We start from the raw sequence: 12,422 nt of genomic DNA on the forward strand, positions 1-12,422 counted from the left end.
CATGGAAAGCTACAAGATCCAACAGCATAAGTACGACGTGATCGTGGTCGGCGCCGGTGGCGCGGGCCTGCGCGCCACCTTCGGCCTGGCCGAAAAGGGCCTCAAGGCCGCGTGCATCACCAAGGTGTTCCCGACGCGCTCGCATACGGTGGCGGCGCAGGGCGGTATTTCCGCCGCGCTCGGCAACATGGGCGAGGACGACTGGCGTTTCCACTTCTACGACACCATCAAGGGTTCGGATTGGCTGGGCGACCAGGACGCCATCGAATACATGTGCCGCGAAGCGATTCCGGCCATCATCGAGCTGGAACACTACGGCGTGCCGTTCTCGCGTACCGAGGAAGGCAAGATCTACCAGCGTCCGTTCGGTGGCATGACCACCCATTACGGTAAGGGCACCGCGCAGCGCACCTGCGCCGCGGCTGACCGTACCGGTCACGCCATCTTGCACACGCTGTACCAGCAGGCGCTGGCGCATGACGCCACGTTCTTCATCGAGTATTTCGCCATCGACCTCATCTTCGACGAAGAAGGTGTGTGCCGTGGCGTGCTTGCGCTAGACATGAACGAAGGCACCTTGCATTTCTTCCGCGGCCAGTCGGTGGTGCTCGCTACCGGTGGTTACGGCCGCGCCTACTTCAGCGCCACCTCGGCCCATACCTGCACCGGCGACGGTGGTGGCATGGTGCTGCGCGCGGGTCTGGCGCTGCAGGACATGGAGTTTGTGCAGTTCCACCCGACCGGCATCTACGGTTCGGGCTGCCTGATTACCGAAGGCGTGCGTGGTGAGGGCGGTTACCTCACCAACTCCAACGGTGAGCGCTTCATGGAGCGCTATGCACCGAACGCCAAGGATCTTGCTTCGCGTGACGTGGTCAGCCGCGCCATGACGATGGAGATCCGCGAAGGCCGTGGTGTGGGTGAGCACAAGGACCACATTTTCATCAACCTGATGCACCTGGGCGCGGACGTGATTCACGAACGCCTGCCGGGCATCGCTGAGTCGGCACGCATCTTCGCCGGCGTGGATGTGACTAAGGAGCCGATCCCGGTGATCCCGACCGTCCACTACAACATGGGCGGCATCCCCACCAACTATCACGGTGAAGTGGTGCAGAAGCGTGGCGACGACGTCGACGCCGTCGTGCCGGGCCTGTTCGCCATCGGCGAGGCGGCTTGCGTGTCGGTGCACGGCGCCAACCGCCTGGGCTCGAACTCGCTGCTCGATCTGGTGGTGTTTGGCCGCGCGGTGGCGAACCGTTGTGCCGAGATCGTCAAGCCGGGCACGCCGCACAAGGATCTGCCGGCCAGCGTGCTGGACAAGGCCCTGGAGCGCTTCGACAGCCTGCGCAATGCGAAGGGCAGTCAGCCGACCGCAAAGATTCGCGCGGAAATGCAGCGCACCATGCAGTCCGACGCCGCCGTGTTCCGCACGGGCGAGTCGCTGAAGGAAGGCTGCGAGAAGATCTCCAAGGTGCGCGAGTCGTTCAAGGACGTGGGTGTCAGCGATCGCTCGCTGGTGTGGAACTCCGACCTGATCGAGACGCTGGAGCTCGCCAACCTGCTTGATCAGGCTGTGGCGACCATGTACTCAGCTGCACAGCGCGAGGAGAGTCGTGGTGCCCATGCCCGCGAAGACTTCCCGGACCGCGACGACCATATCTGGCAGAAGCACACGCTGGTGGCGGTCGACGAGAACGGCAAAGCTAATTTCGACTTCCGTCCGGTGCACATGTACACCATGACGAACGAAGTCGAAGTTGTGCCGCCGAAGAAGCGCGTTTACTAATTCCCGGACTGGAGAGCCACTGTGGCTGAGTTTTCGCTACCCAAGAATTCCACGGTCCAGCCGGGCAAGCATTTTCCGGCCAAGGACGCGAAGAAGTCGCGGACGTTCCGCATCTATCGCTGGTCGCCGGATGACGGCCAGAACCCGCGCATCGACACGTACGAGGTTGACCTCGCTTCGTGCGGTCCGATGGTTCTGGACGCCCTGCTGAAGATCAAGAACGAAATCGACCCGACGCTGACGCTGCGCCGTTCGTGCCGCGAAGGCATCTGCGGTTCGTGCGCCATGAACATCGACGGCACCAATACGCTGGCCTGCACCAAGGCCATCAGTGATTGCGCTTCCGGCGACGTGAAGATCTATCCGCTGCCGCATATGCCGGTGGTGAAGGATCTGGTGCCCGACCTCACGCACTTCTACGCACAGTTCGCGTCGATCAAGCCGTGGCTGCGTACGCAGAGTGCGGCGCCGGATCGCGAGCGCCTGCAGTCGCCGGAAGACCGCAAGAAGCTCGATGGTCTGTACGAGTGCATCTTGTGCGCCTGCTGCTCGACCAGCTGCCCGAGCTATTGGTGGAACGGCGACCGTTACCTCGGTCCTGCCATCTTGCTGCAGGCCTACCGCTGGATCGTCGACAGCCGTGACGAGGACACCGGTGCCCGCCTGGACGACTTGGAAGATCCGTTCAAGTTGTACCGCTGCCACACGATCATGAACTGCGCCCGCACCTGCCCGAAGGGTCTGAACCCGGCCAAGGCGATTGCGGAGATCAAGAAGTTGATCGTCGAGCGTCGGACGTAAGTACGGCGTGCTCTGTTCCCTCTCCCCTCCGGGGAGAGGGTTAGGGTGAGTCCCGAAAAGGGGATAAAGGTTGGGTGCTCGCGGTAAGGCTTCCGCTCGCCACGGCTGAGGCAAGATTGACCCCTCACCTCAATCCTCTCCCCTTCGGGGAGAGGAAGCAGCTAGAAGGCATCTCAATGGACGAAGCCCGCATCAAACGCCTCCGCTGGCGCACCCGCCGTGGCACCCGCGAACTCGACGCCCTGTTCGGCGGCTGGCTGGACGAGCGTTTTGCCGGTGCTGACGAAGCGCAGCGGCAGGCTTTCGAGGAATTGCTGGACGTGCAGGACCCGGACCTGTGGGACTGGGTGATGGGGCACGCCAAGGCGACCCGCCCGGATTGGCAGGCCATCATCGATGACATCCGCTCCCGCCATCGGCTTTGAGTACCGGCCCTCGCGCTGGTTGGGCCGTCTTCTTATGCTCGTTTCCCTGATCGCGGTGCTGGCGACATGGATGAGCGCCGCGCCGTGGGTAGCAAAGCTGATCGTCACTGTCGGCGTGCTGTTGGCCTGCTGGCGGACGCGGATGCGTTTTTCGGATCGATGGGTTCAGGCCGCAGGCTGTGCGCGTGATGGCGGCTGGAACGTGCGGATGCGCTCTGGCGACGATATCCAGGCAACTCTGGCGTCGTTCCGGGTGATCGGCGAGAAGATCGTGTGGCTGCGACTGTCCTTGCCCGGGCGACGGCACGCCTTGCTGTTGCTGGCGCCAGACAACAGCGACGCGGATATCCGCCGCCGCCTGCGCATGCGATTGGCCCAGATCGAAGCATCGGGCACTCTGGCGGCTGAACGCGGTCCTACGGTTTAGCCGCATCTCAGGCGATAATCTCGCCATTCGGGCGGCCTGCCCTTCGATACCCACAAGCGACCGCCCTAATGTTCCGACCGCTAGAGCTTTTCATTGGCCTGCGTTACACCCGCGCCAAGCGTCGCAATCAGTTCATCTCCTTCATCTCCACGGTATCCATCGTGTGCATCGCCATCAGCGTGACCGCGCTGATCACGGTGATGTCGGTGATGAACGGTTTTGATGACGAGTTGCGCTCGCGCATTCTCGGTGCGATCTCGCATGCCACCGTCTCGGGCATGCCAGGGCAGGCGGTGGAGGAATGGCCGCGCGCGGTGAAAATCGCCGAGGCGAACAAGCACGTGAAGGGCGCCGCGCCCTACGTCGAGTCGGAGGCCTTTCTTCAGGCACGCCGCTCCACGGGCGGGCTGATCCGCGGCATCGAACCGGCGGTAGAGCCCAAGGTGTCGGATATCGACCAGCACATGGTCGAGGGCAAGCTCAATGCGTTGACGCCGGGTAGCTGGAACGTTGTGCTGGGTCGCGAGCTGGCGATGCAGTTGGGTGTGTCGGTGGGCGACAAGGTTATCGTCGCAGTGCCCTCGTTCCAGTCGTCGCCGATCACTGGCAGCGTGCCCAGCTTGCGCACGTTTACCGTGTCGGGTGTATTTGAAATGGGTATGCAGGAGTTCGACTCCGGTCTGGCCCTGATCAACATGACCGACGCCGAGCGACTCAATCGCCTCGATGGCCCGACGGGTATCCGCCTGAAGCTGGACGACATGTTCAACGCGCGCGAAGTGGCGCGCGAGCTGGCCGACCAGTTGGGGCAGGTGTATCGCGTGGATACCTGGATGGACAGTCACGCCAACTTCTTCGCCGCCATTTCGATGGAGAAGAACGTGATGTTTATCATCCTCTCGCTGATCATCCTGGTTGCGGTGATCAACCTTATTTCCATGTTGATGATGCTGGTGACAGACAAGCAGGCCGACATCGCCATTCTGCGCACGCTGGGCTCCACGCCGCGCAGCATCATGGGCATGTTCATGGTGCAGGGCTTGCTGGTTGGCTTCGTTGGTATCGGCTTTGGCGTGGCGCTGGGCTCGTTGCTGTCATGGAAGTTGCCGGCGATCGTGAAGTGGATCGAGCACGTCACGGGCGTCACCTTCCTCTCGCCGGACGTTTATTACATCAGCGAGTTGCCAAGCAAACTCTCCGCCAGCGACGTGGGCTGGGTGGCTTTGGTCACTTTCCTGTTCTCGCTGCTGGCCACCCTTTATCCCGCTTGGCGCGCATCGCGCACCCAGCCTGCGCAGGCGCTGCGTTATGAATAAGCCGATGAATAACCACAACGGCGTGGTGATGCGCGCCAGCAACATCGCCAAGACGTACGACGAAGGCGACCTGAAGACCGACGTGCTGTCCGATGTCAGCTTTACGCTGAATCGCAGCGAGACGTTGGCCATCGTGGGCGCCTCCGGCTCAGGCAAGAGCACGTTGCTGCACATCCTTGGCGGGCTGGATACGCTCACGCAGGGTTCGGTAGAGGTGGAGGGACGCAACCTGTCCAGCCTCTCCGACGCCGAGCGCGGTCGTGTGCGTAACCGCTCGATGGGCTTCATTTATCAGTTCCATCATCTGCTGCCCGAGTTCACAGCGCTGGAGAACGTCTGCATGCCGTTGCTGATCCGCGGCGTGTCGATCAGTGAGGCGGAACAGCAGGCCTCGGCACTGCTGAGCCGCGTGGGCCTGGGCCAGCGTCTGCATCACAAGCCTGCAGAGCTTTCCGGTGGTGAACGCCAGCGGAGCGCGGTCGCGCGCGCGCTGGTGACGCGACCGGCCGTGGTGCTGGGCGACGAGCCGACCGGCAATCTCGACGAAACCAATGCTGCGCAGGTGTATGACCTGATGATCGAACTCAATCGCGAGATCGGCACCAGCTTCATTCTGGTGACGCACGACAATCGCCTGGCTGCGCGTATGGATCGCACGCTCGAACTGCACAACGGCCAACTGATCGACAAGGTTTTCGCCTGACCCCCATGCCGCCATCGCGCGGCTTGTGGCGCTAACGCCTACACGTTTTTCAGCACCGCAGTTTTCGCGCACTCACTAACCTGTTCCTTTCTGCGGAGAGGGATGGGATGTGCGCGAGGACGGTGCGCTGGTACCCGCGGTCATGCTGTTGCTCGGCGTGCTGGCGGTGCAGTGGTGGGTCGCGCTTCCGCCCGCATGGCTCTGTGGCGTCGGTGCCTCGGTGGCCTTGGTTCTGTTTCGCTGCGGACGCTACGGGCGTGCGCTGGCATGGTGCCTGTTCGGTGTCGCCTGGGCGTGCTGGCGTGGTGGTACAGCCATGGACGCGCGGCTGCCACGTGATCGAGAGGGGCAGGATGTCTACGTCGTAGGTCGCGTTGTCGACCTGCCGTTGGTGCGCGATGAGGCTACGGGTTTCCTGCTGGACGTGGAGGAGGCCCGGTTTGGCTCGACGCCGTTGGCGTTGCGCGGCCGCGTGCGGGTGAATTGGTATAACGACGCACCTGACATCCCGCCATGCAGCCGCTGGCAACTCACCCTACGGTTGAAGCGACCGCGCGGCATGCTCAACCCAGGTGGGGCAGATAGCGAGCGCAGTGCTCTCGAACGCCATATCGTCGCCGTCGGTTACGTGCGCAACGGGGCAGGTAACGAACAACGTGGCACACCGGGTTTCTGCGTCAACGCCGTTCGCCAGGCGATCAGTCATGGCATCGCCGCGCGCGTCGATGATCCACATGATGCCGCCTTGCTGCAGACATTCTCAGTAAGTGACACGCGTGGACTCAGTCAGCGTGACTGGGAGGTGGCGCGCGCCAATGGCATTCCGCATCTCATTGCGATCTCGGGATTCCATGTGGGCGTAGCGGCGCTATTTGGCGTGTGGTTTGCGCGCTTCATCTACCTATTGTTTCCTCGGCTTGGACTGCGCTTGCCACGGGTGCAAGCACAGGCGGCGCTGGCGATGCTGGTCGCGAGCGTTTACGGCGCACTTGCCGGATTCGGCCTGCCCACGGTGCGCACGCTGCTGATGATAGGCATCGTGGCGTTGGCGCGTTGTTCCCGGCGCCACGCCAATGGTCCGCAGACGCTCGCCGTCGCGTTGATGGCCGTGCTGGTGGCCGATCCCCTGTCGGCCTTGTCGGCGGGGTTCTGGCTCTCCTTCATCGGCGTGGCGTTCCTGATGGCGTGCATGAATACGCGTGGTAGAGGGCTGCGCGGCTTCCTGCATGAATTGTCATCGGGCCAACTGGTGATGACGCTGTCGTTGCTGCCGTTGACGATGTGGTTCTTCGGCGAATCGTCGCTGGTGGGTGCCTTGTCCAACCTGATCGCCGTGCCCTTCGTCAGTTTTGTGATCGTGCCCGTGACGCTGGTGGGGATGATCCTGTTGGGCCTTTGTCCACCGTTGGCGCAGCCGGTGTTCTGGTGTGCCGCATGGCTGGCCCATGCGCAGTGGTGGTTGCTCGAGCGGATGGCGACGTGGCCGGGTGCGCACTGGTACCTGCCAGAAGTGGGCGGATGGGCCTTGTTGTTCGCCACGCTGGGCGCACTCTGGCTGTTCATGCCGCGCGGCATGCCGATGCGCTGGTTGGGCGGCCTGCTGTTCCTGCCGCTGCTGTTCCCGCCAAGGGATGTTCCTGTCGCTGGCGGGTTCCAGCTATGGATGCTCGATGTTGGCCAAGGGTTATCCATGCTGGTTCGCACCGAGCATCACGTGCTGGTCTACGACGCAGGGGCGCGCTATCCATCGGATTTCGATCTGGGCGAAGCCGCGGTGCTCCCCTCGTTACATGCACTCGGTATTGGGCGTGTAGACCTGATCGTCGCCAGTCACGCCGACAACGATCACGCCGGCGGTGTGCCCGCCGTCGCGGCGGCGTTTCCCGAGGCGGAGCGCATTTCCGGTGAACCCGAGCGGCTGCCCATTCCCATGGCGCCCTGTGAGCCGGGCAAGCGCTGGCAATGGGACGGTGTGACGGTGCGGATATTGCCGTCGGGTAGAGAGGGTGGGCCGGCGAACGACCGATCCTGCGTGCTGCTGGTGGAAGGGAAGGGCGGCCGGGCGTTGCTCACCGGCGACATCTCGGCAGCGGTCGAGCCAGCGGTGGCGGCGGCGATACCGCATGGGCCGCCGCTCGTGTTGTCGGTGCCGCATCACGGCAGCAAGACCTCGTCCAGTGAGGGGTTCATTCAGTCGACGTCGCCAACGTTGGCGCTGGTGTCGGCGGGGTGGCGAAGCCGCTTCCATCACCCCAATGCAGCGGTCATGCAGCGCTACGACGACGCGGGCGTGCCTTGGCTGAACACGGCGACCGCCGGCGCCATCCAAGTGGACCTGCCGCCGGATGGAGCGCCGCACGTCTCTGAGACTTGGCGACAGCGCCAGTCTCGTTACTGGCGCGAATGAGCCCGGATGCGGCCTTGCAACACGGACAATCGGCCCCCAAAGAGCCTCTTCGCATGCGTTTCGCAACTGCCACGGGTGCCGCGGAACGGCTTGGTGAGACTGATATGATGCGTGCTTCCCTGACTGTCTGAGCGGCCCGGAGTCGTTGTGCTGGAAATCCTGATGGCTGGTGGCTGGGCAATGTTGCCCATCCTGATCTGTTCGGCGGTCGCGCTCGCGATCGTGTTGGAGCGTTGCTGGACCCTGCGCCGCTCATCCGTATTGCCGCCCGGCTTGGGCGAAGAAGTACGTAACTGGGCCCGTTCGGGGCAGTTGGATCCCAACCACCTGTCAACGCTGGCGAACGGGTCCCCGCTTGGCGAGCTGCTGGCGTCGGCGCTGGCCGTACGCAACCGTCCGCGCGAACTCATCAAGGAGCGCATCGAGGACACGGGGCGCCATGTCGTTCATCGCATGGAGCGTTACCTCAACACGCTCGGCACGATTGCGCTGATCGGTCCGCTGCTGGGTCTGCTGGGTACCGTCATCGGCCTGATCCGCATGTTCATGGAAGTGATGCGTGGTGGCGTGGGCGATCCCATGAAAATGGCGGGCGGCATCGGCGAAGCGCTGATCTGTACCGCCACGGGTCTGATCGTCGCTATTCCGGCCTATGTGCTGCATCGCTATTTCCGCTCCAAAGTGGCCGGTTACTGCGTCGAGATGGAGAAGCAGGCGACCGAACTGCTCGACGAGCTGACCGTCAACCAGACGTCGCCCGCACCGCGTACGCGCGCACCGCGCGTCACCACCGAGTCGAGCGCGAGCTGACGCATGCGTATCGGTAACGACCGTCGGCAAGACGACTTCGAGATCAACGTGATCTCGCTGATCGACGTGCTGCTTACCCTGCTGATGTTCTTCGTGCTCACCACCACCTTCATCCAGCATTCGCGGTTGCAGGTGACGCTGCCCAAGGCCAGCGCGGAAGAGCGCGACATGCAGGCACCCGCGCTCACCATCGTGGTGGATCGCGACGGCCATTTCTTCGTCGGCAGCGATGAAGTCCACGGCGAGGGCGTCGAGCCGCTCAAGCAGGCTATCGCCAATGTCGCCGGCGACGATCGCGAGCGTCAGGTCACCATTCGCGCGGATGCGATGACGCCGCACCAGAACGTCGTCATCGCCATGGACGCGCTGGGCCAGTTGGGCTTTACCAAGCTGTCCATCGCCACCACGCCGACCCAGTCGGGCACGGGTCCATGAGCGAGGGCAAGAAGAAAGTCGCCCTGTGGGACGCACATAGCCGGCAGATCTACAAGCGCTTGCTCGGCTACTCGGCCCGTTACTGGCCGGTGATCCTGATTGCCATCGTCGGCTTTGCTGTGGACGGCGGCGCGTTGGCCGTCTTCACCAACGCGCTGCAGCCGATCATGGACACGCTGCTGCAGCAGAAGGATCCGTACCTGATCCGCTGGATGCCGTGGTGGATCATCGGTATTTTCACGATGCGCGGTATTGCCATCCTGATCAGCAACTACGGCATGGGCTACGTGGCGCGCAACGTGGTGCAGTCCATGCAGCGCGACGTGTTCGCCGCCTACCTGCGCCTGCCTGCGTCGTTCTTCGGCAGCGAGCACTCTGGCCATCAGGTCTCGCGCATCACCTACACCAGCGAGCAGGTCGCCGGCGCATCCACCGATGCGCTGAAGGTGGCAGTGACGGAGAGCATCACCGTCATCAGCATGATCGTGGTCATGCTGCACAATAGCGTGTACCTCACGACGGCCTTGTTGATCCTCGTGCCTGCCATCGTGCTCATCGCCTCGGCGGTGAGCCGTCGCTACCGCATGGTCAGCAGGCGCATCCAGGGCATGATGGGCTCGGTCACCGGTACGGTGGACGAAATGATCAAGGCCCATCGCGAGGTCCGCATCTATGGCGGGCAGAAGCAGGCCGACGAGCGCTTCCGGCAGGTGTCTGATCGCGCGCGCTACCTCAACATGAAGATCATCGCCACCAGCGCTGTCTCCGGTTCGTCCATCCAGACGGTGGCTTCGGTGGCGCTCGCAGGCATGGTGTTTCTGGCGTCGCGGCCATCGCAGATTGATCATATTTCGCCGGGCGTGTTCATTGCCGTGCTTACGGCCATGGGCGGCATGCTGTCGTCGCTGAAGCGCCTTACCAACGTGCAGTCCACCATGCAGACAGGCATCTCGGCGGCGGAGAACCTGTTCTCCCTGATGGACCTGCCGCCGGAAGTGGACCACGGTACCAAGGTGCTCGAACGCACCAAGGGCGACCTGCGCTTCGACAAGGTGGGCCTGGTCTATCCGCTGGGAGAATTCGAAGCCCTGGCAGGCGTGGACCTGTATTGCGCACCGGGTACGGTGACGGCCCTGGTGGGGCGTTCGGGCAGCGGCAAGAGCAGTCTGGTCAGCCTGCTGCCCCGCTTCAACGAGCCCAGCAGTGGACGCATCCTGCTCGACGGCGAGAACTACGAGAGCTACACGCTGGATTCGTTGCGCCGTCAGATCGCATGGGTGGGGCAGAACGTGGTGCTGTTCGACGGCACGGTGGCGGAGAACATCGCCTACGGTGAACTGGCTGGCGCCAGTGAACAGGACATCATTGCGGCTGCCACGGCCGCCCACGCGATGGAGTTCATCGCGGGCATGCCCGAGGGCATCCACAGTCCGATCGGCGAGGGCGGCAACCGCCTTTCTGGTGGGCAGCGGCAGCGCATCGCCATCGCGCGTGCCATCCTCAAGAATGCGCCGATCCTGGTGCTGGACGAAGCAACCAGCGCACTCGACACCGAGTCCGAGCGCCTGATTCAGCAGGCGCTGCAGGGCCTGATGCGCGACCGCACGACGCTGGTGATTGCTCACCGCTTGTCCACTATCGAGCACGCCGACCAGATCGCCGTGATGGATCATGGTCGCGTCGTCGAGCGCGGTAACCATGCCGAACTGCTGGCCCAGGGCGGGCAGTACGCCGCGTTGCATCGCATGCAGTTTCATAGCCAGCCCGGTGACTGAGGCCGTCGCATGACGCTGGCCGAACGGCTCGAATCGGCATGGTATGGAACGGCGCATGCGCCGTGGTGGACTGGGCCGCTCTCGTGGCTCTATGGCGCGCTGACCAGTTGTCGGCGCGGCCTGTATCGTCTGGGTGTGCTGCGCAGCGTGCGCCTGCCGGTCCCGGTGGTGGTCATCGGCAATTTGAGCGTTGGCGGCACCGGCAAGACGCCGCTAACCATTGCCCTGGCCGAGGCACTGCGCAAGCGCGGCTATACGCCGGGCGTGGTAAGCCGTGGCTACGGTGGTACGCAGAAGGAACCCCTGTTGCTGGGTGACCTGCCTGACCCCTCGCGCGTTGGTGACGAGCCTTGCCTTATTCGCGCCAGTGGCGTGCCAGTGGCGGTGGGGCGTGATCGTACGGCGGCGGCGAAGCTGCTGCTTGAGGCGGGTTGCGACCTGGTGATCGCCGACGATGGCCTGCAGCATTACGCGCTGGCTCGCGATCTTGAAATTTGTGTCATCGATGGTGTGCGCCGTTTCGGCAACGGCCGATTGCTGCCGGCAGGGCCGCTACGCGAGCCGATGTCGCGGCTGCAGAAGGTGGGTTACCGCGTCTGCAACGGCGGTGTGGTGGCGCCAGGCGATGTGCCGATGGAGCTTCGCGGTGGCACCGTGCGCGCGTTGGTGGACGAACATACCAAGCCGCTGACGGAGTTCGCCGGACAAACCGTACACGCGGTGGCTGCCATCGGGCATCCCGTGCGCTTCTTTGCAAGCCTGCGCTCTCAGGGACTGCAGGTGATCGAGCATGCTTTTCCCGACCACCACGCGTTCGTGCCGGATGATCTTTCGTTTGGCGATGATCGGCCTGTGCTGATGACCGAGAAAGATGCGGTGAAGTGCCGGGCTTTCGCGCAGCCCCACTGGTGGTCGGTGCCCGTGCGGGCGGTATTGCCACCTGCTTTCTTCGACGACATCGAGACGCGCCTACGACGTGACGGGCATTGATCCCGGATACGAAAAAAGCCGACCCGAGGGTCGGCTTTTTTGTTGGGCATCGGCCCGCCGCTTACTGGATGCGGGCGATGTTGCCCTGCGGGTCGATCTGCACCATGTCGCCCACGCGAATAGCGCTGGCGTCCGGCACCGTCACGTTGCTGTAGCCGCCGTTGCCCATGCGGATGCGCAAGGTATAGCTGGCATTCGGGCGACCACTGTTGGCGCCGATGCGGTTGCCGGCGTAACCGCCGCCGACAGCACCAGCCACGGTAGCGAGGGTGTTGCCCTTGCCCTTGCCAACCTGGTTGCCCAGCACGCCGCCGGCAATGCCGCCGATGATGGTGCCAGCCATGCTGTGATCGTTGCCCTGGGTAATGTTCTGGTCGATGGCTTCCACCGTGCCGCACTGGTCACAGCGGAGATAAATGCCGTCGTTGCGGACCAGTACGCCGTTGCGCGCGGACTGGGCGCTGGCGGCAAACGGACTGGCGGCCAGCAGGGCTGCCAGCGACAACACGGCGAGGCGAGGGGTGAACATGGACTTTCTCTCCAA

The 12,422-nt window shown here is 63.6% G+C and carries 12 protein-coding genes; 11 read left to right on the plus strand and 1 reads right to left on the minus strand.

Annotated features, from left to right (window positions below):
- Position 1 precedes the first annotated feature (1 nt).
- The 11 genes from sdhA to lpxK all read left to right on the plus strand — a co-directional run bounded on the left by sdhA (position 2) and on the right by lpxK (position 11,878).
- Positions 2–1,789, plus strand: a complete 1,788-nt coding sequence (gene sdhA, locus DYST_RS23595; protein WP_239948961.1) for a succinate dehydrogenase flavoprotein subunit — start codon at positions 2–4, stop codon at positions 1,787–1,789.
- 21 nt (positions 1,790–1,810) lie between these two features.
- Complete coding sequence (locus DYST_RS23600) at positions 1,811–2,590, plus strand: succinate dehydrogenase iron-sulfur subunit (RefSeq protein WP_102304238.1); 780 nt, start codon at positions 1,811–1,813, stop codon at positions 2,588–2,590.
- 176 nt (positions 2,591–2,766) lie between these two features.
- Positions 2,767–3,015, plus strand: a complete 249-nt coding sequence (locus DYST_RS23605; RefSeq protein ID WP_102304237.1) for a succinate dehydrogenase assembly factor 2 — start codon at positions 2,767–2,769, stop codon at positions 3,013–3,015.
- The gene (locus DYST_RS23610) at positions 2,987–3,442 is read left to right on the plus strand and encodes a protein YgfX (RefSeq protein WP_239948963.1); all 456 of its coding nucleotides are present in this window, start codon (positions 2,987–2,989) and stop codon (positions 3,440–3,442) included. The genes DYST_RS23605 and DYST_RS23610 overlap by 29 nt, the downstream gene beginning before the upstream one ends.
- Positions 3,443–3,510: 68 nt before the next feature.
- The gene (locus tag DYST_RS23615; RefSeq protein ID WP_239948965.1) at positions 3,511–4,758 is read left to right on the plus strand and encodes a lipoprotein-releasing ABC transporter permease subunit; all 1,248 of its coding nucleotides are present in this window, start codon (positions 3,511–3,513) and stop codon (positions 4,756–4,758) included.
- Entirely contained in the window at positions 4,751–5,461 is a 711-nt protein-coding gene (gene lolD, locus DYST_RS23620; protein WP_239948967.1) for a lipoprotein-releasing ABC transporter ATP-binding protein LolD, read from the plus strand. The genes DYST_RS23615 and lolD overlap by 8 nt, the downstream gene beginning before the upstream one ends.
- 142 nt (positions 5,462–5,603) lie before the next feature.
- Positions 5,604–7,868 carry a DNA internalization-related competence protein ComEC/Rec2 gene (locus tag DYST_RS23625; protein WP_428994002.1) on the plus strand — a complete coding sequence of 755 codons (2,265 nt, stop codon included), beginning with the start codon at positions 5,604–5,606 and terminating at the stop codon, positions 7,866–7,868.
- Positions 7,869–8,030: 162 nt separating this feature from the next.
- On the plus strand, positions 8,031–8,678 hold the full coding sequence (locus DYST_RS23630) for a MotA/TolQ/ExbB proton channel family protein (RefSeq protein WP_239952191.1): 648 nt from the start codon (positions 8,031–8,033) through the stop codon (positions 8,676–8,678).
- 3 nt (positions 8,679–8,681) lie between these two features.
- The gene (locus tag DYST_RS23635) at positions 8,682–9,113 is read left to right on the plus strand and encodes an ExbD/TolR family protein (RefSeq protein ID WP_102304226.1); all 432 of its coding nucleotides are present in this window, start codon (positions 8,682–8,684) and stop codon (positions 9,111–9,113) included.
- A complete protein-coding gene (gene msbA / locus DYST_RS23640; protein ID WP_239948971.1) occupies positions 9,110–10,888 on the plus strand; it encodes a lipid A export permease/ATP-binding protein MsbA in 1,779 nt (592 codons plus the stop codon). Before DYST_RS23635 ends, msbA begins: the two co-directional genes overlap by 4 nt.
- A gap of 9 nt (positions 10,889–10,897) precedes the next feature.
- On the plus strand, positions 10,898–11,878 hold the full coding sequence (gene lpxK / locus DYST_RS23645; protein ID WP_239948972.1) for a tetraacyldisaccharide 4'-kinase: 981 nt from the start codon (positions 10,898–10,900) through the stop codon (positions 11,876–11,878).
- A 61-nt stretch (positions 11,879–11,939) separates the two neighbouring features.
- Here lpxK and DYST_RS23650 read toward each other — a convergent pair whose 3' ends face one another.
- Positions 11,940–12,407 carry a glycine zipper 2TM domain-containing protein gene (locus tag DYST_RS23650; protein WP_158241382.1) on the minus strand — a complete coding sequence of 156 codons (468 nt, stop codon included), beginning with the start codon at positions 12,405–12,407 and terminating at the stop codon, positions 11,940–11,942.
- Between the last annotated feature and the right edge of the window lie 15 nt (positions 12,408–12,422).

This window comes from Dyella terrae (assembly GCF_022394535.1).
Taxonomy (GTDB): Bacteria; Pseudomonadota; Gammaproteobacteria; order Xanthomonadales; family Rhodanobacteraceae; genus Dyella.